24 protein-coding genes and 1 pseudogene are annotated in these 24,084 nt (G+C 74.7%); 12 read left to right on the top strand and 13 right to left on the bottom strand.

Features of this window, described 5'->3' with window-relative positions; genetic code table 11:
* The first annotated feature begins 4 nt into the window (after nt 1–4).
* From FB457_RS19355 to FB457_RS19345, 3 genes are read left to right on the top strand one after another with little or no spacing between them, the layout of a single operon-like run.
* Nucleotides 5–928, top strand: coding sequence for an ABC transporter ATP-binding protein (locus FB457_RS19355; RefSeq protein WP_047017310.1), 924 nt, complete (start codon nt 5–7; stop codon nt 926–928).
* A 50-nt stretch (nt 929–978) separates the two neighbouring features.
* Nucleotides 979–1,734, top strand: a complete 756-nt coding sequence (locus tag FB457_RS19350) for an ABC transporter permease (protein ID WP_047017311.1) — start codon at nt 979–981, stop codon at nt 1,732–1,734.
* A complete protein-coding gene (locus FB457_RS19345; RefSeq protein ID WP_047017312.1) occupies nt 1,731–3,719 on the top strand; it encodes a TOMM precursor leader peptide-binding protein in 1,989 nt (662 codons plus the stop codon). The genes FB457_RS19350 and FB457_RS19345 overlap by 4 nt, the downstream gene beginning before the upstream one ends.
* A 93-nt stretch (nt 3,720–3,812) precedes the next feature.
* Here FB457_RS19345 and FB457_RS19340 read toward each other — a convergent pair whose 3' ends face one another.
* A complete protein-coding gene (locus FB457_RS19340; RefSeq protein WP_018840305.1) occupies nt 3,813–3,986 on the bottom strand; it encodes a thiazolylpeptide-type bacteriocin in 174 nt (57 codons plus the stop codon).
* Nucleotides 3,987–4,189: 203 nt separating this feature from the next.
* Here FB457_RS19340 and FB457_RS19335 point away from each other — a divergent pair, with 203 nt between their 5' ends.
* Both FB457_RS19335 and FB457_RS19330 read left to right on the top strand, forming a co-directional pair.
* Nucleotides 4,190–5,446, top strand: coding sequence for an amidohydrolase (locus FB457_RS19335; RefSeq protein ID WP_047017313.1), 1,257 nt, complete (start codon nt 4,190–4,192; stop codon nt 5,444–5,446).
* Complete coding sequence (locus FB457_RS19330; protein ID WP_047017314.1) at nt 5,443–5,679, top strand: hypothetical protein; 237 nt, start codon at nt 5,443–5,445, stop codon at nt 5,677–5,679. The genes FB457_RS19335 and FB457_RS19330 overlap by 4 nt, the downstream gene beginning before the upstream one ends.
* A gap of 6 nt (nt 5,680–5,685) precedes the next feature.
* Here the strand turns inward: FB457_RS19330 and FB457_RS19325 are convergent, their stop codons facing one another.
* A complete protein-coding gene (locus FB457_RS19325) occupies nt 5,686–6,708 on the bottom strand; it encodes a helix-turn-helix transcriptional regulator (RefSeq protein WP_253911375.1) in 1,023 nt (340 codons plus the stop codon).
* 303 nt (nt 6,709–7,011) lie between these two features.
* On the opposite strand from FB457_RS19325, the gene FB457_RS19320 reads away from it, so the two are divergent.
* Nucleotides 7,012–7,803 (top strand): class I SAM-dependent methyltransferase, encoded by a 792-nt coding sequence (locus FB457_RS19320; protein ID WP_047017315.1) that lies wholly within the window; start codon nt 7,012–7,014, stop codon nt 7,801–7,803.
* Between the two features lie 61 nt (nt 7,804–7,864).
* Here the strand turns inward: FB457_RS19320 and FB457_RS19315 are convergent, their stop codons facing one another.
* Complete coding sequence (locus tag FB457_RS19315) at nt 7,865–8,410, bottom strand: GNAT family N-acetyltransferase (RefSeq protein ID WP_047020259.1); 546 nt, start codon at nt 8,408–8,410, stop codon at nt 7,865–7,867.
* A 384-nt stretch (nt 8,411–8,794) separates the two neighbouring features.
* Between FB457_RS19315 and FB457_RS19305 the strand changes: the two genes are divergently transcribed.
* Nucleotides 8,795–9,298: a GNAT family N-acetyltransferase gene (locus FB457_RS19305; RefSeq protein ID WP_047017316.1), complete on the top strand. Its 504-nt coding sequence runs from the start codon at nt 8,795–8,797 to the stop codon at nt 9,296–9,298.
* Nucleotides 9,299–9,672: 374 nt separating this feature from the next.
* Here FB457_RS19305 and FB457_RS19295 read toward each other — a convergent pair whose 3' ends face one another.
* From FB457_RS19295 to FB457_RS19280, 4 genes and pseudogenes are all read right to left on the bottom strand, one after another.
* Nucleotides 9,673–11,352 carry a PH domain-containing protein gene (locus tag FB457_RS19295; RefSeq protein WP_145782559.1) on the bottom strand — a complete coding sequence of 560 codons (1,680 nt, stop codon included), beginning with the start codon at nt 11,350–11,352 and terminating at the stop codon, nt 9,673–9,675.
* Nucleotides 11,349–11,882 (bottom strand): PH domain-containing protein, encoded by a 534-nt coding sequence (locus FB457_RS19290; protein ID WP_047017318.1) that lies wholly within the window; start codon nt 11,880–11,882, stop codon nt 11,349–11,351. The genes FB457_RS19295 and FB457_RS19290 overlap by 4 nt, the downstream gene beginning before the upstream one ends.
* 88 nt (nt 11,883–11,970) lie before the next feature.
* Nucleotides 11,971–12,960, bottom strand: a complete 990-nt coding sequence (locus tag FB457_RS19285) for a zinc-binding dehydrogenase (protein WP_047017319.1) — start codon at nt 12,958–12,960, stop codon at nt 11,971–11,973.
* Nucleotides 12,961–12,997: 37 nt separating this feature from the next.
* Nucleotides 12,998–13,351: pseudogene (locus tag FB457_RS19280) on the bottom strand (NAD(P)-binding protein); the annotation flags it as partial.
* A gap of 107 nt (nt 13,352–13,458) precedes the next feature.
* Between FB457_RS19280 and FB457_RS19275 the strand changes: the two are divergent.
* Both FB457_RS19275 and FB457_RS19270 read left to right on the top strand, forming a co-directional pair.
* Entirely contained in the window at nt 13,459–14,184 is a 726-nt protein-coding gene (locus tag FB457_RS19275) for a pentapeptide repeat-containing protein (protein ID WP_486589075.1), read from the top strand.
* Nucleotides 14,185–14,269: 85 nt separating this feature from the next.
* Nucleotides 14,270–14,848 (top strand): Uma2 family endonuclease, encoded by a 579-nt coding sequence (locus FB457_RS19270; protein ID WP_047017322.1) that lies wholly within the window; start codon nt 14,270–14,272, stop codon nt 14,846–14,848.
* An 80-nt stretch (nt 14,849–14,928) separates the two neighbouring features.
* Here the strand turns inward: FB457_RS19270 and FB457_RS19265 are convergent, their stop codons facing one another.
* Entirely contained in the window at nt 14,929–15,504 is a 576-nt protein-coding gene (locus FB457_RS19265; RefSeq protein WP_047017323.1) for a TerD family protein, read from the bottom strand.
* Between the two features lie 170 nt (nt 15,505–15,674).
* Here FB457_RS19265 and arfB point away from each other — a divergent pair, with 170 nt between their 5' ends.
* On the top strand, nt 15,675–16,106 hold the full coding sequence (gene arfB, locus FB457_RS19260) for an alternative ribosome rescue aminoacyl-tRNA hydrolase ArfB (RefSeq protein ID WP_047017324.1): 432 nt from the start codon (nt 15,675–15,677) through the stop codon (nt 16,104–16,106).
* A 55-nt stretch (nt 16,107–16,161) separates the two neighbouring features.
* On the opposite strand, the gene FB457_RS19255 is transcribed toward arfB, so the two are convergent.
* The gene (locus FB457_RS19255) at nt 16,162–16,701 is read right to left on the bottom strand and encodes a flavin reductase family protein (RefSeq protein ID WP_253911377.1); all 540 of its coding nucleotides are present in this window, start codon (nt 16,699–16,701) and stop codon (nt 16,162–16,164) included.
* A gap of 340 nt (nt 16,702–17,041) precedes the next feature.
* On the opposite strand from FB457_RS19255, the gene cdgB reads away from it, so the two are divergent.
* The gene (cdgB, locus tag FB457_RS19250; RefSeq protein ID WP_047017326.1) at nt 17,042–18,733 is read left to right on the top strand and encodes a diguanylate cyclase CdgB; all 1,692 of its coding nucleotides are present in this window, start codon (nt 17,042–17,044) and stop codon (nt 18,731–18,733) included.
* 183 nt (nt 18,734–18,916) lie between these two features.
* Nucleotides 18,917–19,894, top strand: a complete 978-nt coding sequence (locus FB457_RS19245; protein ID WP_047017327.1) for a carbohydrate-binding protein — start codon at nt 18,917–18,919, stop codon at nt 19,892–19,894.
* 69 nt (nt 19,895–19,963) lie between these two features.
* On the opposite strand, the gene FB457_RS19240 is transcribed toward FB457_RS19245, so the two are convergent.
* From FB457_RS19240 to FB457_RS19225, 4 genes are all read right to left on the bottom strand, one after another.
* On the bottom strand, nt 19,964–20,839 hold the full coding sequence (locus FB457_RS19240; protein ID WP_145782555.1) for a ketose-bisphosphate aldolase: 876 nt from the start codon (nt 20,837–20,839) through the stop codon (nt 19,964–19,966).
* Nucleotides 20,840–20,841: 2 nt separating this feature from the next.
* The gene (locus tag FB457_RS19235) at nt 20,842–21,846 is read right to left on the bottom strand and encodes a 1-phosphofructokinase (protein ID WP_145782655.1); all 1,005 of its coding nucleotides are present in this window, start codon (nt 21,844–21,846) and stop codon (nt 20,842–20,844) included.
* Nucleotides 21,847–21,911: 65 nt separating this feature from the next.
* On the bottom strand, nt 21,912–23,129 hold the full coding sequence (gene nagA, locus FB457_RS19230; protein ID WP_145782553.1) for an N-acetylglucosamine-6-phosphate deacetylase: 1,218 nt from the start codon (nt 23,127–23,129) through the stop codon (nt 21,912–21,914).
* A complete protein-coding gene (locus tag FB457_RS19225; RefSeq protein ID WP_186462004.1) occupies nt 23,129–24,058 on the bottom strand; it encodes an ROK family protein in 930 nt (309 codons plus the stop codon). The genes nagA and FB457_RS19225 overlap by 1 nt, the downstream gene beginning before the upstream one ends.
* Nucleotides 24,059–24,084: the final 26 nt, after the last annotated feature.

Here is a 24,084-nt window from a genome sequence, read left to right as displayed (position 1 = left end):
CCCCGTGACGACCGACACCGACGCCCCCGGGGGACGGCCCCCGGCCGTCCGCCTGGAGGCGGTGCGCAAGAGCTACGGCGACGTGCGGGCGGTGGACGAGGTGTCGTTCACGGTCCGCGGCGGCGAGTTCTTCGGCCTCCTCGGCCCGAACGGCGCGGGCAAGACCACCCTCATCGAGATCATGGAGGGCCTGCGGGAGGCCGACGGCGGCGTGGTCGAGGTGCTGGGCCGGGCGCCCTGGCCGCGGGACAAGACGCTGCTGCCGCGGCTGGGCGTGCAGACGCAGACCTCGGCGTTCTTCGTCCGGCTCACGGCGTACGAGCACCTGAGGACGATGGCCGCGCTCTACGGGACCGAACGCGCCGCCGCCGACCGCACGCTGGCCCTCGTCGGCCTCACCGAGCAGGCGGACGTGCGGGTGGAGAACCTGTCCGGCGGGCAGCGGCAGCGCCTCGCGATCGCCTCCGCGCTGGTGCACGCGCCCGAGCTGATCTTCCTGGACGAGCCGACCGCCGCGCTCGACCCGCAGGCCCGCCGCGCCCTGTGGGAGGTGCTGCGGGACCTCAAGCGGGCCGGCCGCACCATCGTCTACACCACCCACCACCTCGACGAGGCCGAGGCGCTGTGCGACCGCGTCGCGATCATCAACCGCGGCCGGATCACCGCCCTGGACACCCCGGGCAGGCTGGTCGCGCGCGGCGGTACGTCGGTGTGGCTGCTGGTGCCCGCGGAGCGGCTGAGCGAGGAGGACGCCCGGGTGCTGCCCGGCGTCACCGAGGTCACCCGCGAGTCCGACGCGCTGGTGCTGCGCACCGAGGACGCCGGTCCGGTGCTGGCCGCCGTGGAGAAGGCCGCCGGGCTGCACGGGGTGCGCACCCGCACCGCCAGCCTGGAGGACGTCTACCTCCAGCTCACCGGCCAGGACTGACACGTGACCGCCGCCATCCTCCGCCTTCCGATCCCTCGGAGAGAGATGCCATGAGTGCCTATTCCGCGCTGGCGGAGGCCGGCTACCGGGCGTACACCCGGGACAAGACCACGCTCTTCTTCACCTTCGCCTTCCCGCTGCTCTTCCTCGTCGTCTTCGGGCTGATCTTCCACGGCCAGGACGTGGAGGAGAGCGGCCGGCCCTACATCGCGTACATCGCGCCCGGGGTGCTCTCCTGGGGCGTGGGCAACGCGGCCGTCTTCGGCGTCGGGTTCGTGCTGATGCAGTGGCGCCGGGACGACATCCTGCGGGTGATCCGGATGACGCCGACGCCGCTGTCCGCCGTGCTCGGCTCCCGGTACGTGCTGGCGGTGGGCATCGGGCTGGTGCAGGCGGTGCTCTTCGTGGCGGTGGCGCTGCTGCCCGTCATGGGGCTGGAGCTGGCGGCGGGCTGGCCGCTGGCGATCCCGGTGCTGGTGCTGGGGATCACGGCGTTCCTGGCGCTGGGCGCGATCGTCGGCTCCTACGCCCGTACCCCGGAGGCGGTGGCCGCGGTCGCCAACTTCCTGATGGTGCCGATGGCGTTCCTGTCCGGCTCCTTCTACCCGCTGGACGCCATGCCGTCGTGGATGCAGGCCATGAGCTGGGTGCTGCCGCTGCGGCACCTCAACGACGGGGTGTCGGCGGCGCTCACCGACGCCGGCGGCGGCGCGGACATCGCGGTGGCGTGCGGCGGCCTGGTGGCGTTCGCCGCGGTGTTCGGCGCCGTGGCGTTCCGGGTCTTCCGCTGGAGCGACCGCACATGACGGCGACGGCGGCGGAGCAGACGGAGACCGTACGGGCCGGAGCGCGGGGCCCGTTCGAGGCGGCCAGGACCTGGCTGGCGGACGCGCTGCGGAGCCGCTGGGCGGCCGGGGAGGGCCTGCCGCCCACCCGCGAACCCGGCGTCCCGCTTCCCCTCGTCGTCCCCCTCGGCGCCGCGGACACCCTGCACCCCGGCCGCGACCCGTGGCCGGACGAGCGCCCCGGCGCCACCGTGCACCTCACCTCCCGCGCGGTGCTCGTCGGCCCCTGGGGCGCCGGACCGGATCCGGTCGCAGGCGGACCGCCCGCACCGCGGCCCGCCTGCGGCCGGTGCCTCGCGATGCGGTGGCAGCGGCTGCGTACCCGCTCCGAACGGGAGGCGCTGGAAGGCGGGTTCGCCCCGGAGGGCGGTGCCGCGTGGCCGGTGCTCACCGACCACGCCGCCGACGCCGTGTGGGCGGTGTGCCGGGCGGTCGCCGGCCGGCGCTCGCCCGACGGTCTTGCCCAAGTCACCCGCGTCGACCTCGGCACCCTGGCGCTCGCCACCTTCCCGCTGCTCCCCGAACCGCTCTGCCCCGCCTGCGTCACGCCCGCAGACGACGCGCCCGAGCACGGCCGGATGTACCTCGCCCCCACCCCGAAGCCGGCCCCCGACGTCTACCGCGTCACCCCGCTCGCCGCCCTCGACCTCCCCGAGGCGGCCCTCGCCAACCCCGTCTGCGGCGCCCTCGGCTCCACCACCCACCTGAACCCCGCGTCGACCACCACCGCGCCGATCTCCGGCAGCGCCTTCGTCCGCGGCTACGCCGGGCTCAACGACGTCACGTTCTCCGGACAGGCCGACGCGTACGCCACCAGCCGCACCCTCGCCTACCTGGAGGGCCTGGAGCGCTACGCCGGCACCCACGCCCGCCGCGGCCTGCGCCCCGTGACCGCCTCGCTCGGCGAACTCGCCGCCGAGTGGGGCGAGAACGCCGTCGTCGACCCGCGGCGCACCGGGCTGTACTCCCCGGAGACGTACCGCGACGACCCCATGGTGGACCCCTTCGACCCGGCCCGGCCCATCCCCTGGATCTGGGGCCACTGCCTGCGCGACGACCACCCCGTGCTCGTACCGGCGCGGCTGGTGCACTACAGCGCCGGGCTGCCGTCCGACAACTTCGTCTTCGAGTGCTCCAACGGCTGCGCCACGGGCGGCTCGCTCGCCGAGGCCGCGCTGTACGGGCTGCTGGAGCTGATCGAGCGCGACGCGTTCCTCCTCGCCTGGTACGGGCGCGCCCCCCTCACCCGCGTCGACCCCCGCCCGGCCGGCGATCCGCGGGTGCGCGGCATGCTGGACCGGGCGGCGCTCCTCGGCTACGAGGTACGGGCCTTCGACACCCGCAGCGACCTGGGCATCCCGGTGATCACGGCGGTGGCGGTCCGGGAGGACGGCGGCGACGGGCTGCTGTCGTTCGGCGCCGCCGCGGCCCTGGACCCGGCGGCCGCGCTGACCGGCGCGCTCAGCGAGGTGCTGACGTACATCCCGCACCTGCCGTACCAGGTGGCCGAGCGGCGCGCCGAACTGGAGGAGATGGCAGAGGACTTCGGCCGCGTACGGCAACTGAAGGACCACGCCCAGCTCTACGGGCTGCCGCGGATGGCCGCACACGCCCGGGACTTCCTCACCGGCGACCCCGCGCTGCCGCTGGCCGACGTCTACGCCGACTGGGCGCAGGTGCGCCCCGCGACGCTGGATCTCCGCGACGACCTGCGGCTGCTCGTCGACGCGCTGGCGGTGCACGGGTACGACGCGGTGGCCGTCGACCAGACGACGCCCGAGCAGCGGGCGGTGGGCCTGCGGACGGTGGCGACGCTGGCGCCGGGGCTGCTGCCGCTCGACTTCGGCTGGCACCGGCAGCGAGCGCTCGGGATGCCGCGGCTGCTGGCGGCGGCATCCGCCTCGACCGGAGGCGGGCTGCGTACCGTGCCGCACCCGTTCCCGTAGCGGATGCCCGGCTCACCGCACACCGCAGCCCTCGCGGGAGGACGGACTCCGTCCCGCGAGGGCTGCCTTGGGCGCGGCGTTACCGACGGATCGTCAGGCGCTGCACGAGGTGGTGCTGGTGGTGCTGGAGCAGGTCGAGGTGGAGGAGCAGGAGGTCGAACCGGCGAGGACGACCTCGGCCTGGTCCGAGTAGTCCGAGATCTCGAAGGTCTCCGACTCCAGCTCCAGGATCTCGTCGGCAAGCGTGGAGAGCGCCTTGTCAGCCATGGGAACTCCTTCTTCCGTGAGCGGCGGTCCCGCCGTCGTGCGACCGGCGGATCCGTTGGTTGCCGAACATTCAAGCGACGGCCGCTGCCACCCCCGCCCGCGTTTCACTGTCACTTCGCTGTCACCCGGCGACAGGGGGCTGAGTCCGTACTGATCACGTCGTCGGGCAGGCTGGGACCGCCCGGAAGAGGAGCGTGGCGCGCATGGCCGTACCCGCGGACGTTCTGCGGTCCGCCGTCGAATGCTGTCTCGACGTCCATCTTCACCCCGAGCCGTCCGGCGCCGAGGAACGCACCGCGGGCGTCCTCGCGGGCCGGCTCGCCGCCGCCGGCTACGCCGTCACCCGCGGCGTCGGCGGCCACGGCGTCGTCGGGCTGCTGCGCAGAGGCGAGGGCCCGACCGTGCTGCTGCGCGCCGAACTCGACGCGCTGCCGGTGACGGAGGCCAGCGGACTGCGCTACGCGAGCACCGTTCCCGGCGTCGCCCACGCCTGCGGCCACGACGTGCACCTCGCCGCGCTCGCCGGCGCCGCCGCGCTGCTCGCCGACGACACCGACGGCTGGCGCGGCACGCTGGCCGTCGTCGGCCAGCCGGCCGAGGAGACGCTGGACGGCGCGCTGGCGATGCTGCGCGCCGGGCTCTACGACCTCACAGGGCCGCCCGACACGGTCCTCGCCCAGCACACCGCGCCGCTGCCCGCCGGCGCCGTCGCCCACACGGACGGCGCCCCGCTGCTGGCCGGCACGGTCGCGGTCGACGCGGTGCTGCACGGCACCGGCGGCCACGCCGGGGCGCCGCACCTGACGGTGGACCCGGTGGTGTCGGCGGCGGCGGCCGTGCTGCGGCTCCAGGCGCTGGTCGCCCGCGAACGGGCCCCCGCGGAGCAGGCCGTGCTGACCGTGGGCCGGCTGCGGGCGGGTACGGAGGCGAACGTCATCCCGGACCGTGCCGAACTGGGCATCAGCCTGCGGGCGTTCGACGAGGGCACCCTGGACCGGCTGCTGGCGGGCGTCCGCCGGGTGCTGGCGGGCGAGGCGCAGGCGGCGGGCGCGCCGGAGCCGCCGGAGGTGACGGTACGGGCCCGCTCGCGGACCCTGCTGCCGGACGCGGGGTTCACCGCGGAGCTGCGGGACGCCCACGTCGCGGCGCTCGGCGGCGCCCGGGTGCTGCGCTGGCAACCGGCCACCGCGGCGGAGGACTTCGCCTGGTACGGCCCCGCGGGCGCCGAGGTGCACGGGGCCCCCGGCGTCCGGCTCGGCTACTGGATGCTGGGCACCGTCTCCGCGTCCGCCCGCCGCGAAGCGGCCCGCACGGGGGTCCCGGTGCCGGGGAACCACTCGCCGCGGTTCGCGCCGGACCTGCGCCCGGCGCTGGAGACGGGCATCGAGGCGCTGACGGCGGCGGCGCGCCGGGCGCTGCGGGCGCGTACACCGGATGCCGCCGCCGGGGCGGGCCGATGAGCGGCGGCCGGTCGGTCGAGGTGGCGTTCGTACGCCAGGACTTCGACGCCCCGCCCGCGGAGACGACCGCGGTCCGGCTGCTCTGGCTGCTACGGGCCCATCTCCCGCACGGCCTGCGGGTCGAGTCGGAGCGGATCAGGCTGCGGCTGGCGGTGCCGGAGGTCGGGGCGACGACGGTGGCGGGCGACGCGCTGACGCACCGGGCGTGCGCCGGCTGGTCGGTGGAGAACTGACCGCGGTCACACCCACCCGCGCTCGCGGGCGAGGAGCGCGGCCTGTGCGCGCGTGGAGGCGCCGAGGACCCGCAGCACGTCGGCGATGTGCCGCCGGTACGTACGCACGGAGACACCCAGGTCCCTGGCCCCCGTCTCGTCCTTGCCCACCTCGCACATCATCCGCAGCACCCGCAGCTCCGCCTCCGACAGCTCCGGCTCCGGCTCCACGGGCTCGCGCAGCTCGACGGAGACGTCCCCGGCCTGCTCCCACACCTTCTCGAAGAGCCCCGACAGGGTGCTGACCAGCCCCCGCCCCCGTACCAGCAGCGCGCCCTCTTCGAGGTTCTTCGGGTCCTTGGGCATGAGGGCCACCCGCCCGTCGTACACGGCGAGCTGGTCCGATATCTCCTCGACCACCCGCACCTCGCCGCCCCGGGCCAGCAGCTCCCGCACGTGTCCCGCGACCCGCGGGTGCCGCAGCGTGTCCGCGGGCAGCACCAGCCGCCGCCGCACCCCGCGCTTCAGCGCCCGCCACTCCACCGCGCGCCGCTTCAGCACCGCTTCGCTCATCAGGTGGAAGCCCGGCTCGACGGAGGCGATCTCCTCCCGGGCGAAGAAGACCAGCTCCTCCATCCTGTTGCTCAGGGCCTCCCGGTCGTCGATCTCCTCGACCCCGTGCTCACCGCCGTACGCGCCCGCCTGGCCGCCGCCGTCCGCCGGTGCCGCGGTCTCCGCGCGGAGCGTCGTCAGCACGTGCCGGCTCTGGGTGAGCCGCTGGATCTCCTGGTACATCTCGCGCAGCCGCATCTCGGTGAGCCGCGCCACGGCCTGCTCCGGGTCGACGGGGACGAACCACCCCGGCCGGTCTCCGGGTCTGAGCAGCCGCAGCCGGATCAGGCGGTCCATGGCCTCTTCCGTTTCCCGCCGGTCGAGGCCGAGCTTCACGTGGACGCCTTCGGAGGGTGAATCGGGGTTCCGGAGGAAATGCCGGTAGAGCTGTTCCTCGGCGGGGGAGACCCCGAAGACTCCCATTTCGTTGGTGTGCACGGCGAGCCTCCTGCTTCGAGCGGTGTGTCACGAGGGGCCGGCGGTGACCGGCCCCATGGTTCCGCGCCGTCGCCACGGCAGGGTGAACTTCGGCGTAACGACAATTTGTCACGCCGGAGCGCGCTGCGGCATGCATACCTGAGGCAGACCGTGGAAAGCGAGGGCCCCACGCGGACTTCCGAACGACCGTCCGTGCGGGGGAAGTCGGGGGGTGGCAGGTGTGGAGCCTTCTGGCGGGGGGCGCGGGCACGGCGGCGCGGTTATGCGGTCGCCGCCGCCGGTTGACTTTGCGACGATCACGGCATGACCACCGACGCGACCCCCGACCCCTCCGCCGACGCCGAGTTCGACCGCCTCCTCGACGAAGCCGCCGCGACCCCCACCGAGGGCTGGGACTTCTCCTGGTTCGAGGGCCGTGCCACCGAGGCCCGGCCCTCCTGGGGCTACCAGCGGGCCATGGGCGCCCGCATGGCCGCCGCGAGCGCTTCGCTGGACATCCAGACCGGCGGCGGCGAAGTGCTCGCCGGAGTGCCGGCGCGGCCGGCGCTCTCCGTGGCCACCGAGGCGTGGCCGCCCAACGTGGCCAGGGCCACGGCCCTGCTGCACCCCCTCGGCACGGTGGTGGTCGCCGCGCCGGAGGAGCCGCCGCTGCCGTTCGCGGACGGCGCGTTCGACCTGGTGGTCAGCCGGCACCCGGTGAAGCCGTACTTCGGGGAGATCGCCCGCGTCCTGCGCCCCGGCGGGACGTACTTCGCCCAGCACGTGGGCCCCGCGAGCGTCTTCGAGCTGGTCGAGTACTTCCTCGGGCCGCAGCCCGAGGAGACGCGGCGGGGCCGCGACCCGCGGCGGGAGCGGGCGGAGGCGGAGGCGGCCGGGCTGGAGATCACGGACCTGCGGACCGAGCGGCTGCGGATGGAGTTCCACGACGTGGGCGCGGTCGCGTACTTCCTGCGGAAGGTGATCTGGATGGTGCCGGGCTTCACCGTCGCGGCGTACCGCACGAGGCTGCGCGAGATGCACGAACTGATCGCGGCGGAGGGCCCGTTCGTCGCGCACAGCTCGCGGACGCTCTTCGAGGCGCGCAAGCCGGCCTGAGCCGGGCCGGTGGCGGTACGGGGCCGGGCGCGGGCCGCGCCCGGCCCCGTACCGGTGGGGATCAGATACCGAACGCCGCCGGCCAGCGGATCATGCCGCCCGGCAGCGGGTGGGCCTCGTCGAGCGCGAGGGCCATCAGCGCGTCGTCCGGCACCTCGACACTGAGCCGGATGCCGTACGCGGACGCCCGGGTGAACCCGAACCGCGGGTAGTACTCCGGGTGCCCGACGAGGACGACGTACCGCTCGCCCCGTGCCGCGGCCGCCGCCAGCGCGGCCCGCATAGCCACGGAACCCACCCCGTCACGCTGCCGCTCGGGCCGCACGGAGACGGGACCGAGGCAGAGCGCCGGGGTGTCGCCGATGTGGCCGCGGGTGAGCAGGATGTGCCCGAGGAGCGCTGCACCGGTGGTGTCGTCCGCCGCTGCGGGCTCCGTGACGACGAGGGAGAGGCCCTCGATCCAGGCGGACTCGTCGGCGCGCAGCGTGTCGACGATGTCGGCCTCGTGCGCGCGGCCGAAGGCGGCGAGGGTGATCTCGCGGATGACGGGGATGTCGGCGCGGGTCTCGGCGCGCGTGATCCAGGAGGTGTTGCCGGTGTTGCCCATGGTGTTGGCCATGATGGAGAGGGATCCGTTTCGATGGTCGTGTTCGTGGACGCCCCGCGGGCTCACGCTCCCGGCGTGGGCAGGGGTGGGAGAGGTCAGGCCACGGCCCGGGACGTGAGGGAGACCCGGACGCTGCGCACGGTGGCCTTGAGCGCGGTCATCAACCTCACCTCCCTCTCTTCTCTCTCCGCAGACGAACACGGCGACGGCCACTGTACACGGGGAAGCCGTCGGCCGCGCCGGGGGCGTGGACCTCTTCCGCGGGGAGGACGACGGGGGAGACGGCGGGGGCGATCGAAGGGCTGGGGGGCCGGTTCGCGAGGGGGGTACACGGCGCTCGCCGTGACCGCGGTGGTGGCGCGGCGGCCTGGTTAACCTGGCGGGATGATCGAGACGGAACGGCTCTTGCTGCGCCCGCTGACGACGGGGGACGCGGACGTCGACGCGTTTGTGGCGCTGCACGCGGATGAGCGGGTGAACAGGTTCGTGGGCGCGTACACGCCCGAGCAGGCGCGGACGCGGCTGGCCGCGATCGAGCGGCAGTGGGCGGAACGGGGGCACGGGCTGTGCGCCGTCGAGCTGAAGTCCAGCGGGGAGTTCATCGGCCGGGTGGGGCTGAACTACTGGGAAGAACTGGACGAGGTGGAACTCGGCTGGACCCTGGCGGCGGAGCACTGGGGCCACGGCTACGCGACGGAGGCGGCCGGCGCGTGCCTGGAGTGGGGGTTCGCGACGCTGGCGGAGGAGTACTTCATCTCCCTGATCCGCCCCGCGAACACGGCGTCGGCGCGGGTGGCGGAGCGGCTGGGGTTCGAGGCGCGGCGGGAGGAGACGTTCATGGGGCACGGGGTGGCGGTGTGGGTGCGGGAGAGACCGGCCGGCGGGTGAGGGCTCCCGGGGGCCGGGCCCCGGAGTCCTGTGGCCGGCCCGGCTCGGGGAGAGGCGGTACGCCGTCACGTGGTGCGCCACCGGGGGGCCGTTCGCGGTGGCGGGGCGCGGTCCGTACAGGTGCGTCGGGGCGGTTACGCGCAGGGGCCGAGGTCCTCCCACACGCCGCTGCCGCCGCCCGGCGTCTCGCCCTGGGTCCCCCACTTGGCGCGCCAGGTACGGCCGTTGTGGGTGACCGTGTTGCCGCCGTTGTCGCCGTCGACTGCGGTGCGGCGACCGGGTATTGGTCTAGACCTTAGCGGCTGTCGGGTCGCGGTCAAGAGGGTATGGCCCCTCATGTACGCACGTGGCTCCACCGGTCTGGACAAGACCGCTCACCGGGCATCCTCGTCCGCGGGTACGGGAGCGGGCGCCCGGCCGTCCGCCGCGGCCCCGGTGACCAGGAACGGCGTCAGCAGCCCCGGCACCGCCTCCGCCGCGAACCGCAGCCCCTGCGCCTCCCCCACGTCGTACGCCGCGTACGCCTGTGCCCCCGCCGCCGTCGTCGCCCGCAGCGTCACCAGCCCCGCCCGCCGCTGGAACAGCGACTGCCGCACCGTCCAGCCGACCACCCCGTCCCGCCGCAGCGCCACCGTCGAGCGCCGCAGGGTGCCGCTGCGCACGACCAGATACGGCCCCGCCAGCCCGTGCCCCAGGCTCCGGTACGCGTCCCGCGCCAGCAGCGCCGCCGCCGGCAGCAGCACCGCGGCCGCCACCGCCCCCGCGTACACCGGCCCCCGTACCGACAGCGCCGCCCCCAGCGCCACCAGCATCACGACCGGCACCAGCGCCGCGCCCAGCGACCGCCGCAGCCGCCGCGCCAGCGCGGCCCGCGGGTGCGGCGCCAGCTCCGGCCGGGTGAGCGCGACGGGCGCGCGGAGCACCCGGGCCGTCACCTCGTCGACGACGGCGCGCGGGGCGGCGGGCAGCAGGGCGCTCAGGTCCTCGTCCTCACCGTCCTTGCGGGACAGTCCCGTCGCGATCGCCTCCACCCGGGCCGCGCCCGACAACCGCACCCCCAGCGGCTCGACGACGTCAACGCCGCGCAGCCGCGCCTCCTCCAGCGATATCGACCGGGTGGTGAGCAGCCCGCGGCGGACGCGCAGCGTGCCGTCCGGCTCGCGCTCCAGCCGGTAGCTCCACCACATCTCGGTCCACACCCCGAGCGACCCCACGAACCCGGTCACCAGCGCGATCGACCCCAGCGCCAGCACGGTCCAGAGCGCGGGCAGCGGGCTGAAGGTGTCCCGTACCCAGTCGACCACCGTCTCCTCCGCGCCGAACCACTGGCTGACCTGCATCACCGCGCCCCAGCCGGTGAGCGCCAGGAGAGGGGTGAGGAAGGAGAGGGGCGCGTAGCGGATCCAGCCGGGGGAGAGGGCGGCGAGCCGCGGGTCGTCGCCGGCCGGTGCGGCCGTCGTGTCCCGGCGCAGGAGCGCGCGGCGCAGCGATTCACCCTCCGCGCGCCGCACCGGCGTCAGTTGCAGCGCGGACTCGCCCGCGGCGGCCTGGTCACCGGTGCCGATACGGACCTTGACCAGCCCGAGGAGGCGGAAGAGGGGATGCGCGGTGAGGTCGACGGTACGGATCCGGTCGCGGGGGAGGGAGCGCCGGCTGGTGAACAGCACGCCGGTACACAGCTCGACGCGGTCGGCGCCGACGCGGTAGCGGGTGTGGCGCAGCCGCAGCACGTCCACGGCGAGCCCGCCGCCGAGGAGCAGCACGCACCCGGCCAGCACCCAGGCCACGGCGGCGCGGAAGTCGAGGTGCGCGGCGAGCCCGGCACCGACGGGGACGCCGGCGCCGAAGGCGGCGCCGAGGAGGAGCTGGGCCGTGACGAGGAGGGAACGGCGGTCGAGGCGGCGCCAGTCGGGGGCGGCGTCCGGCGGGGCCGGAGAGCCGGCGGCGGCTGCCGGGGTACGCGGGGCCGCGCGCGCCGGGTCCGGGGCGCCCGCGGGCGTCGCGGGCCGCTCCCCGGGGACGCCCGGCCCCGTATCCGTAGCCGCGTCCGTCACGTCGCGTCCCCCGGGGTCTTCTGCGTCGCCAGCGCCAACTGCTCGGCCAGCTCCGCCGCCTCCTCGTGGTCCAGCGCCTCGATCCGCAGCGCGCCCTTCGCCGACGCGGTCGTCACCGTCACCGCCGCGAGACCGAACACCCGCTGCAGCGGCCCCCGTTCGGTGTCCACCGTCTGAATCCGCGACATCGGCGCGATCCGGGAGTCGACCCAGAAGTAGCCGGTACGGACGTACACCGCGTCGTCCGTGACCTCCCACCGGTGCACGCGGTAGTACCACCGCGGCAGCCCCGTGCCCACCGCGAGCCCCGCCGCCGCGACCCCCGCGGCCACCGCCAGCAGCCAGAACCTGGCGGGACCGATCAGCGCGCCCAGCACCCCCAGCACCGCGACCGGCACGGCCGCCGCCAGCAGCAGTCGCGTACGCCACCAGGCGACGGCCCGGCGGTCCACCCGGTGGTGCGGCGGCCGCAGCCGCGGCCCCGCCGGGCCCGGAGCCCGGCCCTCTCGATCTACGTCCACGATCTGCACCGTACGTCCTGCCGCGCGGAGGCCACGGCCGGGTGCGGAGGGTTCCGGCCGCGGCGACCGGCTCGTAGTGCTCCTCCCTCCGGGCCTTCTACGGCTCCAGTACGACCTTCCCGACCGTCCCCCGCGTCTCCAGCGCCCGGTGGGCCTCGGCGGCCCGTGCCAGCGGGTAGCGCTGCACCAGGGGTGTCCAGCGGCCCGTCGCCGCCTCCGTCAGCGCCGCCTCCTCCATCCGCCGCAGGGGGTCGTCGCCGCCGATGCGGCTGAGCCAGTCGGGGCCGAGGACGTTGACCGACGTGATGCCCCGCTCCGCCAGCTCCGCCTCCGTGAACTCCAGCGGCGTCCCCGACGACCAGCCCAGCACCAGGTGCCGCCCGCCGGGCGCGAGGAAGTCCGCCGCCGTGCGGGCCGCGGCGCCGCCGACGGTGTCGAGGAGCACCGTGGGGCGGCGGTCGCCGAGGGCGGCGCGTACGGCGTCGGGCCAGTCCTGCTCGGTGTAGTCGGCGGCGGCGTCCGCGCCGAGGTCCCGTACGCGCGCGACCTTCTCCGGGCCGCCGGCCAGGCCCACGGCGTACGCGCCGACGTTCCGCGCGTACTGCACCAGCAGCGAGCCGACGCCGCCCGCGGCCGCCGTGACGATCACGACGTCGTCCGCCGTGACCTCGGCGAAGTGCAGGAAGCCCATCGTCGTCCGCCCCGTGCCGATCATCGCGACGGCCTCCGCGGCGCCGAGGGAGTCGGGCAGCGCGTGCAGCCGCTCGGCCTCGGTGACGGTCAGCTCCGCGTAGCCGCCGGGGCGGAGCCCGATGTGCGCGACGACGCGGCGGCCCAGCCACTCCGGGTCGACGCCGTCGCCCACGGACTCGACGGTGCCGGCGACCTCGCGGCCGGGGATCGTGGGCAGGTCGGGGGGCGGCATGGGGCCGCCGGTCCCGCCGGCGCGCAGGAACGTGTCGAGGAGGTGCACCCCGGCGGCGGCGACGGCGATACGGACCTGGCCGGGGCCGGGTACGGGGTCTTCCGTCTTCTCGTAGACGAGGTTCTCGGGGGGGCCGAAGGCGTGAAGTCGTATGGCGTGCATGAGGCCAGCAGACAACGTGAACAGAACTTCAGGTCAAGAGGAAGTCGCGGTCCACGGGCGCCTCGCGGCGGCGGACCAGGCGCAGCGTCGCGGCCGGCGGCACCTTCCGCAGCCGGCCGTCGCGGCGGAAGCGGAACCGGGAGCCCTCCAGGGGCGGGATCGGGGCGAGCGGGCCGAGGAGGTGGCGCCGTTTGAGCCAGGCCCAGTGCGGGCCGCGGTAGTAGAGGGCGTGCGGGCCCTCGTTGGTGCGGTAGGGCGCGCCGGCGGTACGGGCGCGCCCCCCGACGGTGTGGTGCGCTTCGTCCAGGGTGACGCGGGCGCCGGCCTCGGCGGCGGTGATGGCGGCCGTGAGCCCGGCCAGCCCGCAGCCGATGACGGAGATCCGTCGCATGTAGTGCTCCTCACCTGCGATATTGCCGTTCTGATCACAGGGCGAGGGCCGGGGGCGGGAAGGTGACATCGCACGCGGTGTCAGTGCCGTAGGTCACGATGGGCCGCATGACGAGGCGGAAGACGATCAAGGCGCCGCGGCGGCCGGCGGTGCGGCTCCCGGCGTCCCTGGCGCGGTACGGGGCGCGGGAGGAGGCCGCCGCGGGGACGTACCGGGCCGCGGACCTGGAGCCCGACGGGGACTACGACGCGCTGGAGTTCGCCGGGCTCGACCTGACGGGGGCGGACGGCGCGGGGGCGCGCTTCATGGACTGCGCGCTGCGCCGCTGCGTGCTGGACGCGGCGCGGCTGCCGGCCGCGCGGCTGATCGACTCGGTGCTGGAGGAGGTGCGCGGCGCGGGGACGGACCTGGCGGGGGCGACGCTTCGGGACGTGGAGCTGACGGACACGCGCCTGGGCGGCGTGCAGTTGCACGGGGCGACGCTGGAGCGGGTGGTGGTGCGCGGCGGCAAGGCGGACTTCCTGAACCTGCGCGGGGCGCGGCTGACGGACGTCGTGTTCGAGGACTGCGTGCTGACGGAGCCGGACTTCGGCGACGCCCGGCTGGAGCGGGTGGCGTTCGAGGGCTGCGCGATCCAGCGCGCGGACCTCTCCGGCGCCCACCTGAAGGACGTCGACCTGCGCCGCGCCTCGGAACTCACCCTCGACCGCGGCGTGGACCGCCTGGCCGGCGCGACCATCAGCCCCGACCAACTCCTGGCCCTGGCCCCGGCCTTCGCCGCCCAGGTGGGCGTGGAGGTCCGAGCGGCTGGTGACGTGCAGAAACGTCACTGAACACCCGTTCGGGTGAAGCTCCATCGGATCGTATCGCGCGTACTCGCTTACGCTGAGAGCGTCCTTTCGACGAGGGAGGACATCCATGGCATTGACGACCCCTGAGCGCGAGGTGCTCGTGCCTGCAAACCACCCGGTCGAGGACGCCTTCTTCGCAGCAAGCGCGGCTGTCCCCAGGGGATGGCGCGTGGAACTGATCGAGGGGCAAATCCACGTGACACCTCCGGCGAATGCTGAGCACGAAGACTTCGTCTCCGGGATGCACGAGCAGGTTCGCGATCATCGTAGAGATGTTCGGATGTACCACGGAATCGGCCTGAAACTTTCCGGTCCCGATCCCGGCCTCCGAGTCATCCCTGATCTGGTGGTCGCCCCCAAGCGGGCGTTCCAGGCCGAACTTGAGTGGCACGATCCCGATCCCGTCTTGCTTGTCGCCGAAGTCACCTCGAAGTCCACGGCCCGCAACGACCGCTTGAAGAAGTTGCGCGGATATGCCCGCGCCGGGATCCCCCTGTATCTGCTCATCGATCGCGAAGCGGGCGTCGTCTCGGTTTTCAGCAGGCCGAAGGCAGGGCAGTACGCCCGCAGCGAGAGCGCAACGCTCGGCGAGAAGATCATGCTGCCGAAGCCGTTCGACTTCGAACTGGACACTGCCGAGTTCTGACCCCGGGAACACGAGTGGCCCGCCGCGCTGCCGCGCGACGGGCCGCTCCGCGTCTACGGGGATCCGCGGACCCCGGTGCGTCAGACGCTGACGCCGAAGTCCTGGGCGATGCCCGACAGGCCCGAGGCGTAGCCCTGGCCCACCGCGCGGAACTTCCACTCCGCGCCGTTGCGGTACAGCTCGCCGAAGACCATCGCGGTCTCCGTCGCCGCGTCCTCGCTGAGGTCGTAGCGGGCGATCTCCGTGCCCCCGGCCTGGTTCACGACGCGGATGAACGCGTTGCGCACCTGGCCGAAGTTCTGGCTGCGGGTCTCGGCGTCGTAGATCGAGACCGGGAAGACGATCTTGTCGATCTCGGGCGGCAGGCCGACCAGGTTGACGTTGATCTGCTCGTCGTCGCCCGCGCCCTCGCCGGTGACGTTGTCACCGGTGTGCACGATCGTCTGGTCCGGCGACTGCCGGTTGTTGAAGAAGATGAAGTGCTGGTCGGAGAAGACCCGGCCTTCGGCGTTCACCGCGATGGCGCTCGCGTCCAGGTCGAAGTCCACTCCCGTCGTGGTGCGGACGTCCCAGCCGAGACCGACCGTGACGGCGGTCAGTCCGGGGGCTTCCTTGGTGAGCGAAACGTTGCCGCCCTTGGACAGGCTTACGGGCATGGGGAGTCCCCTCCTGGTTCTGGCTCCACGTGCCGGAGCCACGTCTACGGACCACAACGCCGGTGTGCCCCACCCGGTTCCACGCACCGTACCCCCCGCCACTTCCGGGCGACTTCCGGGTGGCGCAAACGACGTGACAGGTCGAACATCCGCGCGGGATCATGGGAGACATGTCCGGTCCCCACCGCATCCGCGGCTCGGTCGTCCTGCCGGAGGCCGAGCTGCTGTGGCGTTTCTCGCGTTCCTCCGGGCCGGGCGGTCAGCACGTGAACACCAGCGACACCCAGGCCGAGGTCCGCTTCGACCTCGCGGGTACGCAGTCGCTGCCGCCGGTCTGGAAGGAGCGGGCGCTGGAGCGGCTCGCGGACCGGCTCGTCGACGGGCACGTCGTGGTCCGGGCGAGCGAGCACCGTTCGCAGTGGCGCAACCGCGAGACGGCCGCCGTACGGCTCGCCGCGCTGCTCGCGGAGGCCACGGCGCCGCCGCCCGCGCCGCGGCGGAAGCGGAAGGTCCCGCGGGGGGTCAACGAGCGCCGGCTGCGGGAGAAGAAGCAGCGGTCCGACGTCAAGCGCGGCCGCACGGGCCGCGGCTGGGGCCAGTGACCCCCTCCTCGTCCCCTATCGCTCCCACCCGTCGCCAACGCGAAGGTGCGAAGGCTCAGCCCAGCGTCCGGTACCGCCCCCGGAAGTACGTCAGCGGGCTGCCGTCCGCACTCGGCTGCGTCGCGCTCAGCACCCGCCCGATCACCAGCGTGTGGTCCCCCGCCACCACGCGCTGCTCCGTCCTGCACTCCACCGTCGCCAGCGCCCCGCCCACCAGCGCGCACCCGGTCACCTCGCCGCGCGTGTACGGGATGTCGTCGAACAGCAGCCGGTCGCTGATCCGCCCCTTCATCGCGAACCGCCCGGCGATGTGCCGCTGGCTCTCGGAGAGCACCGACGCCGCCCACTCCTCGCGCTCCGCCAGCAGTTCGTCCATGCGGGAGCCGTTGCGGACGCTGACCATCACCAGCGGGGGGTCCAGGGACACCGACAGGAACGCGGTCGCCGTCATCCCGACGTCCTCGCCGTTGAGGCCGGGGTCCGGGTCGTACGCCGTGACCAGCACCACGCCCGCGGCCAGCCGGCTCATGGCCGCCCGGAACTGCTCGTCGCTCACCCCAACAGGATGGTCCACCGTTTGCGTCTCATGCAGCACGCCTCGAACGGTAACGGGACGAACGGGCCCCGGGCATCGGGCAGAGGGCGGAGCGGAGTCCTAGGTCTCCGTCCCGTCCCACCTGCCGCGGGACCCCCGCGGACCCCGCCGCGCGGCCCCTTCCGCCCCACCCGGCGCGAAGCTCCCGCAGACCGGCGTGCGGCTCTTGGCCGCACGCCGGTTAACACCTCCCCGCCCTGTGACTTGAGTCACAGAGAGCATCCAATGTTGACCCTGTGTACCCGCCGAAGAGCGGGCTGTGATTCAGTGGCCGTGTCGTTGGATGAAATTCCACGCGGGGGTCTTCCGCCGAGGTCGGGGCGAGACGGGAGGGGCAGGTATGGAGACGGAGGCCGAACCTTACGTAAGGCTGGCGAGCCTGCGCCGGCTGCATTCGGTCCTCGCGGACCTGAATCAGACGCGCAGCCTCGCCGACACTCTCCAGAGCGTCGCGGACGGGCTCGTCGCCCTCGGGTACGAGGTGTCCGCGGTGAACCTCGTACGGCCCGACGGCGACCTCGTCGTCGCCGCCGTCGGCGGCGATCCGACCGCCGAGGCGATCATGGCGGGCCGGGTCGGCCCGCGCGAGGCGTGGGAGCGCCGGCTCCGCATGGGCATCGAGTGGGGCGAGCTGCGCTACATACCCCACAGCGAGGGCTGGGTGCTCGACGGCGACGAGGTGCCGCAGACCCACTCCGTCGTCCCGCCGCCCTCCGCCCCCGGTGACTGGGTCACCGGCGACCGCCTCTTCGCACCGATCTACGACGCCGGCCGCGAGTTGCTCGGCGTCCTGTCCGTCGACAAGCCGGCCAACGGCCGGGTGCCGACCCCCTGGGGGCGCGAGGCCCTGCAGATGTACGCCTCGCAGGCCGCCATAGCGATCACCAACGCCCGGCTGCGGGCCAACATGCAGCGCGCGCTGGTGCGGCTGGAGCGCGAGCAGCAGGCGCTCCGCGCCAGCGAGGAGAGCTTCCGCCAGGCCTTCGAGTACGCGCCCAGCGGCATGGCGGTCGCCGAGATGGGCGGCGACGACCACGGGCGGCTGATCCGTACGAACGACGCGCTCTGCCGGCTCCTGGGCCGCCAGCCCTCCAGCCTGCGCCGGCTGTCGTTCTCCGACCTGGTCCACCCCGAGGACGTCGGCACCCTGCTGCGCACCTTCGCCGAGGGCGGCAAGACCGAGCTGCGCCTCGCCCGCCGCGACGGCACGTACGTGTGGGTGAGCCTGCGCAACTCGGTGGTCGCCGACGCCGCCGACGGCCCGCGCTACCTCCTCACCCACGTCGAGGACATCGAGGAGCGCAAGCGCCACGAGGCGCAGCTCGCGCACCGTGCCAGCCACGACTCGCTCACCGGCCTGCCCAACGCCGCCGAACTGCGCGCCCGGCTCACCGCCCGGCTCTGCGACCGGCCGCCGGAGCTGTACACGGGCGCCGTCAGCCACTCCGCCGCCGGGCTGCCGGGGCCGCGCGGCCGCGCCATCGTCGGCGCGGGTCCCGTCCCCCGGGAGGTCGACAGCAACGGGCACGGCTTCGGGACGGACGGCGCCGAGGAGCAGTGGGCGGGACCCGGCCCGTACGAGCACCATGTGCACGCGATGGCCCCCGGGGCCGGCGGGGAGTCCGGGGGCAAGGGGCTCGCGGTCCTCTTCTGCGACCTCGACGGCTTCAAGTCCATCAACGACCGCTTCGGCCACAACACCGGCGACGCCGTGCTCATCGCCGTCGCGCAGCGGCTGACCCACGCGGTACGCGACGGCGACACCGTCGCGCGGCTCGGCGGTGACGAGTTCGTGGTCCTCGCCGACGGCCTGACGCCCGGCGGCGCCGAGGACCTGGCGGTCCGGCTGCGGAACGCGATCATCCCGCCGATCCGCGTCGACGGCCGGGGGGTGCGCGTGGGCGCGAGCATCGGCACCGGCTGGGCGGTGTGCGGGATGTCGACGGAGGAGATCCTCAGCTCGGCGGACCAGCTCATGTACCGCGAGAAGCGGGCCCGCTCGCAGGGCCGCTCGCACCGCCGGGCAGGCTAGTGGCGGTGGTACGGGCCCGGGGCGGCGCCGCCCCGCGGCCCCGGCCGTCCACAGGCGGCCGTCGTGGCTTCGTCCACAGTCGACCGAAGGAACGCCCGGGTACTGCTCCGGACGGGGTAGGCTCGCCCCCTGGCCGGCGGTCCGCCGGCCCGGACGCAACGCGCACCAGGGAGTGAGAGGGAGATGACGGCCGGCAACCACGGTGCGGGCACGCCGCCCGAGGACGACGACCCCTTCGCCCATCTGTACCGCCCCGAGGGCGGTGCCGCGCCGGTGCCGGGACCGGGGGAGGGCACGGCCCCCGCCCCGGGCGTGCCGCGTACGTCGTACACCCAGGTCAGGGCCGTCGGCGAGCGGACGTACGGCGGCCAGCAGGCCGCGCACCAGGTGCCGCCCCAGCAGGCGTACCCGTACGGGCAGTCCAGCCCCAGCCCGCACTACGCCGCCCCCGAGACCTACGGCGGCCCCCCGCCGCAGCCCCCGTCCTCTCCGCCGGGTGACCCCGGCGACGGCCCGCGCCGCGGCCGCGGCGGCGGGCGGAACGGGCTGATGCTCGGCGCGGTCGCCGTCGTCGCCACGGTGGTCATCGCCATCGTCGCCGCGGTGCTCTTCAGCGGCGACGGGGAGGACTCGGACGTCGGCGGCGGCGACTCGGAGTCCGTCGCCCCCAGCCCCGGGGGCAAGGGCGACGACGGGCCCAAGAACGGCGACGACAAGCCCGAGAAGGACCCGACCGCCCCGCCCAGCGAGGACGGCGCGAAGCTGGCGCTGGCCGGCGGCGCGGTCGTCGGCAGCGACGCGAACGTCTCCGAGGACGGCCCCTACGTCCACGGCCTGGAGAACGAGGGCGCGTCCGCCACCTGGAAGCCCGAGGTCGGCGAGGCGGGAGAGTACACGCTCTTCGTCGACTACAGCGTCCCGGGCAAGGACGCCGAACTCACCCTCACCATCAACGGTGAGGCGGAGAGCCGCCCGCTGAACCTGGAGAACTTCGCGAAGGCGAAGAAGGACGACTGGCTGGCGGGCTGGACCCGGACCTACTCGTGGATCTCCCTCGACGAGGGCGCCAACGAGATCACGCTCTCCTGCGAGTCGGGCAACAAGGAATGCCAGAGCGCGATCGGCAAGGTGGAGCTGAAGAAGGGCCAGGTCTCGTCGTAGCGCTGTCCGCAGCGCCGGTACGTCCGGGCCCGTAGCGCCGCTACGGGCCCGTCGTCGTCCCCGTGTCCGTCAGCCGCCGACGACCTCCAGGAACCGGCGCACGGTCGCGGCCATCGCGTCCCGCCCCGGCGCCAGGTACTTGCGCGGGTCGACCACCTCGGGGTGCGCGTCCAGATGGGCGCGCGCGGCGCCGGTGAACGCGGTGTTCAGGGCCGTACCGACGTTGATCTTCACCATTCCCGAGGCCACCGCCTGCCGCAGCTCCTCGTCCGGCACCCCGGACGAGCCGTGCAGCACCAGTGGCACCGCGACCGCCGCCCGCAGCCGGCCGATCAGCCCGTGGTCGAGCGCCGCCGTGCGCTCGGTCATCGCGTGCGAGCTGCCCACCGCGACGGCCAGCGCGTCGACCCCGGTGTCCGTGACGTACGCGACGGCCTCGTCCGGGTCCGTCCGCACCCCCGGCGCGTGCGCGTCGAGGGGCGCCTCGCCCTCCTTGCCGCCGACCTTCTCACCTTCCTTCCCACCCACCCGTCCCAGCTCTGCCTCGATCCAGATGCCGTGCTCGTGCGCCCAGCGCACCGCCTCCGCGGTGGCCCTGACGTTGTCGGTGTACGACATCTTGGAGGCGTCGAACATCACCGAGCTGAAGCCGAGACCGTGCGCGGATCGCAGCAGTTCCGGGGAGACGACGTGGTCCAGGTGCAGCGACAGCGGCGCGGACGAGGCCCGCGCCACGGCCGCCGTCGCGGCGGCGATCGGCGTGAGCCGGCCGCCGTGGAACCGTACGGCGTTCTCCGAGATCTGCAGCACCGCGGGCGCACCCGCGGCCTCAGCGCCGGCGGCGATGGCCTCGGCGTGCTCCAGCGTGATGACGTTGAAGGCGGGCACGCCGTGGCCCGCGTCGCGGGCGGCGGCGACGAGTTCGCCGGTGGTCGTGAGTGGCATCTTCAGGCCCCATCCCGGGCCGCACCGCGGCCCGACGTGATCTCGGTGCGCGGCAGCGTCTCCGCGTAGACGGCGGTGTCGAACTCGCCCGCCACGGGCGCGGCGACGGTCGCCGCGGACAGCGCCACCGCACGGGCGAGCCGGGCGGGCCAGTCCAGGCCCTCGGCGAGCCCGGACAGCAGCCCGGCGACGGCGGAGTCGCCGGCGCCGGTGGGGTTGCCCGGCACGTGCCGCGGCGGTGCGGCGCGCCAGGTGCCGTCGGCGGTGACGGCGAGCAGCCCGTCGGCGCCGAGCGAGGCGACGACGGCGCGGGCGCCGCGGCGGCGGACGTCGTCGGCGGCGCGCAGCGGCTCGGTGCCGCCGGTGAGCTGGGCCAGCTCCTCGGCGTTGGGCTTGACGAGGTCGGGTCCCGCGGCGACGCCGTGGCGCAGCGGTTCGCCGCTGGCGTCGAGGAGTACGGGCACGCCGGCGGCGTGCGTGGCGCGTACCAGCTCGGCGTACGCGTCCACGGGCACGCCGGGCGGCAGGCTGCCGCACAGGGCTACGGCCCGTACGGGCGCGGCGCCTTCGCCGGTGCCCGTGCCGGTGCCGGTGCCGGAGTCCTGAAGGAGCGCCGCGTACGCGTCGAGGAACGCCGCCCACTCCTCCGCGGAGACCTCGGGCCCGGCCTCGTTGAGCTGGGTGGTGTCGCCCGTACTGCCGTCCACGACGGCGACCGTGCGCCGGGTGTTGCCCGCGACGGGGACGAGCGCGTCGGTCACCTGCCCGCCGGCCGCCGCCCCCGGCTCGGCGGCCAGCAGTGCGCGGACGTGCGCGCCCGTGGGGCCGCCGGCGAGGCCGGTGACGGTGACGGGGTGGCCGAGCGCGGCGAGCACGCGGGCCACGTTCAGGCCCTTGCCGCCGGGCCGCTCCGTGACGTCGGTGACGCGGTGCGACGCGTGGGCACGCAGCCGCGGCACCCGGTACGTGACGTCGAGTGCGAGATTGAGCGTGACGGTGAGGAACATATGCGCGAAAGATCCTGCCATGGTGCTTGAGCGCCGTCGACGGCATGCGCCGCCGACGGCGCGCCTCAGCTACCGGGTTCGACGATCCACGCACCCTTGCGCATGATCCCGACGAGAGTGAACCGGTCGTCGAGCACGACGAGGTCCGCGTCCTTTCCGGGCTCCAGCGAGCCGATCCGGTCGTACGCACCGAGGACCTTCGCGGGCGTCGCCGACAGCGCCGCCACGGCGTCCCCGACCGGCAGGCGGTCGACGGTGACCGCCCGGCGGAACGCGGTGTCCAGCGTCAGCGTGGAGCCCGCGATCGACCCGCCGTCGACCAGCCGGGCCACGCCGTCCCGCACGTCGACCTCCATCGGGCCGAGCGGGTAGCGGCCGTCGCCCATGCCGGCGGCGCCCATCGCGTCGGTGATGAACGCGACCCGGCCCGCCCCCGCGGTCCTGAACGCCAGTTGCAGCACCGCCGGATGCAGGTGCACGCCGTCGTTGATCAGCTCGACGGTGACCCGCTCGTCCTCCAGCAGCGCGGCGACGGGACCCGGCGAGCGGTGGCCGAGTGCGGGCATGGCGTTGAAGAGGTGGGTGGCGACGGTGGCGCCGGCCGCGACGGCCCTCTGTACGGCGTCGTACGAGGAGTCGGTGTGGCCCACGGCGGCGATGACGCCGCTGTCGGCGAGGAGGCGTACGGAGTCGAGTCCGCCGGGCAGCTCCGGCGCGAGCGTGAGCATCCGGGTCTGCCCGCGGCCGGCCTCGACGAGCTTGCGCACGTCGGCGGGCGCGGGGTCGCGCAGCAGCGTGGGCTGGTGGGCGCCGCAGCGGTGCGGGGAGATGAACGGGCCCTCGAAGTGGATGCCGGCCAGCTCGCCGTCCTCGGCCAGCTCGGCGAGGACGCCGGCCTGCCGGGCGAGGTCGTCCAGGTCGCCGGTGACGGTGGAGGCGAGCATCGTGGTGGTGCCGTGGCCGCGGTGGGTGTCGATGACGGTGCGGGCCTGCTCGTGGGTGCCGCCGGAGAAGGAGGCGCCGCCGGCGCCGTGCACGTGGATGTCGACGAAGCCGGGGACGATCCAGTGCCCGGAGAGGTCGAGGGCCGCGGGCCCGCCGTCGTCCCGCTCTGCGCCGGAAGCCTGCGGTGCCGTGCCGTCCCGCGCCGTGCCGGCCTGCGGTGCCACCGAGGCGATCCGGCCGTCCGCGACGGTGAGCCGGGCGTCCTCTACGGTGCCGGCCGGCTGGACCACACGGGCACCGGTGAGGACCGTGCCGCCCTCCCGCATCGAATCCCGCATCAGGCGGTTACCTCCGTGGCGAGTAGGTCCCAGGCGAGCTGCCCGGCGCCCAGGCAGGCGGCGGCGTCTCCCAGCTCCGCCGGGACGATCTGGGGGAATGTCTGGAACGTGATGCGCGCCCGGACGGCGCGGGTGAGCGGTACGAAGAGGGTGTCGCCGGCCTCGGCGAGGCCGCCGCCGACGACGATCCGGCGGGGGTCGAGCAGGGTGATGCCGGTGATCAGTCCGCCGGCGAGGGCGTCGACGGCGTCCTGCCAGACGGCCTCCGCCAGCGGGTCGCCGGCCTCGACCGCCTCGGCGCAGTCCGCGGCGGTCACGCCGGGGTCGCCGCAGGCGGTGGCCCACGCCTCGCCGACGGCGGAGGCGGACGCCAGCCGCTCCAGGCAGCCGCGCTGCCCGCAGCCGCAGGGCGGCCCGTCGGGGCGTACGACGACGTGGCCGATCTCGCCGGAGCCGCCGTGGGCGCCGGGCTCGATGCGGCCTTCGATGCCGATGGCGGCGGCGATGCCGGTGCCGAGGGCGATGAAGAGGAACCGGTCGACGTCGCGCGCGGCCCCGAGCCGGCCCTCGGCGAGCCCGCCGGTGCGCAGGTCGTGGCCGACGGCGACGGGGCAGGCCAGCCGCTCGCCGAGGAGGCGGCGGAACGGTACGTCACGCCAGCCGAGGTTCGCGGAGAACACCGCGACGCCCTCGGCGTCGTCCACGATCCCGGGCACGGCGACCCCGGCCGCGACGGCCGGTTCGCCGTACTTCTCCACGCCGATGTACCGCAGCTCGGCCGCGAAGTCGAGTACGGCGGCGACGACGGCCTCGGGACCCGCCTCGCGCGGGGTGGGCCGGCGCGTCTCGTGGAGCAGCGCGCCGTCCGCCCCGACGAGGGCGGCTTTCATGCCGGTGCCGCCCACATCGAGGGCGATGACGTGTCTCACGGGGGACAGTCTCGCCCGTAGAGGGG

Source organism: Streptomyces sp. CNZ287 (assembly GCF_007827615.1).
This window is presented reverse-complemented; position numbering and strand designations above follow the sequence as displayed.

Coding starts and splice junctions, on each gene's coding strand:
- FB457_RS19285 (WP_047017319.1), bottom strand. CDS start 12,960: ATGCACGCCATACGACTTCACGCCTTCGGCCCCCCCGAGAACCTCGTC.
- FB457_RS19245 (WP_047017327.1), top strand. CDS start 18,917: ATGACGGCCGGCAACCACGGTGCGGGCACGCCGCCCGAGGACGACGAC.
- FB457_RS19265 (WP_047017323.1), bottom strand. CDS start 15,504: ATGCCCGTAAGCCTGTCCAAGGGCGGCAACGTTTCGCTCACCAAGGAA.
- cdgB (WP_047017326.1), top strand. CDS start 17,042: ATGGAGACGGAGGCCGAACCTTACGTAAGGCTGGCGAGCCTGCGCCGG.
- arfB (WP_047017324.1), top strand. CDS start 15,675: ATGTCCGGTCCCCACCGCATCCGCGGCTCGGTCGTCCTGCCGGAGGCC.
- FB457_RS19235 (WP_145782655.1), bottom strand. CDS start 21,846: ATGTTCCTCACCGTCACGCTCAATCTCGCACTCGACGTCACGTACCGG.
- FB457_RS19240 (WP_145782555.1), bottom strand. CDS start 20,839: ATGCCACTCACGACCACCGGCGAACTCGTCGCCGCCGCCCGCGACGCG.
- FB457_RS19305 (WP_047017316.1), top strand. CDS start 8,795: ATGATCGAGACGGAACGGCTCTTGCTGCGCCCGCTGACGACGGGGGAC.
- FB457_RS19315 (WP_047020259.1), bottom strand. CDS start 8,410: ATGGGCAACACCGGCAACACCTCCTGGATCACGCGCGCCGAGACCCGC.
- FB457_RS19270 (WP_047017322.1), top strand. CDS start 14,270: ATGGCATTGACGACCCCTGAGCGCGAGGTGCTCGTGCCTGCAAACCAC.
- FB457_RS19345 (WP_047017312.1), top strand. CDS start 1,731: ATGACGGCGACGGCGGCGGAGCAGACGGAGACCGTACGGGCCGGAGCG.
- FB457_RS19320 (WP_047017315.1), top strand. CDS start 7,012: ATGACCACCGACGCGACCCCCGACCCCTCCGCCGACGCCGAGTTCGAC.
- FB457_RS19350 (WP_047017311.1), top strand. CDS start 979: ATGAGTGCCTATTCCGCGCTGGCGGAGGCCGGCTACCGGGCGTACACC.
- FB457_RS19335 (WP_047017313.1), top strand. CDS start 4,190: ATGGCCGTACCCGCGGACGTTCTGCGGTCCGCCGTCGAATGCTGTCTC.
- nagA (WP_145782553.1), bottom strand. CDS start 23,129: ATGCGGGATTCGATGCGGGAGGGCGGCACGGTCCTCACCGGTGCCCGT.
- FB457_RS19330 (WP_047017314.1), top strand. CDS start 5,443: ATGAGCGGCGGCCGGTCGGTCGAGGTGGCGTTCGTACGCCAGGACTTC.
- FB457_RS19275 (WP_486589075.1), top strand. CDS start 13,459: ATGACGAGGCGGAAGACGATCAAGGCGCCGCGGCGGCCGGCGGTGCGG.
- FB457_RS19340 (WP_018840305.1), bottom strand. CDS start 3,986: ATGGCTGACAAGGCGCTCTCCACGCTTGCCGACGAGATCCTGGAGCTG.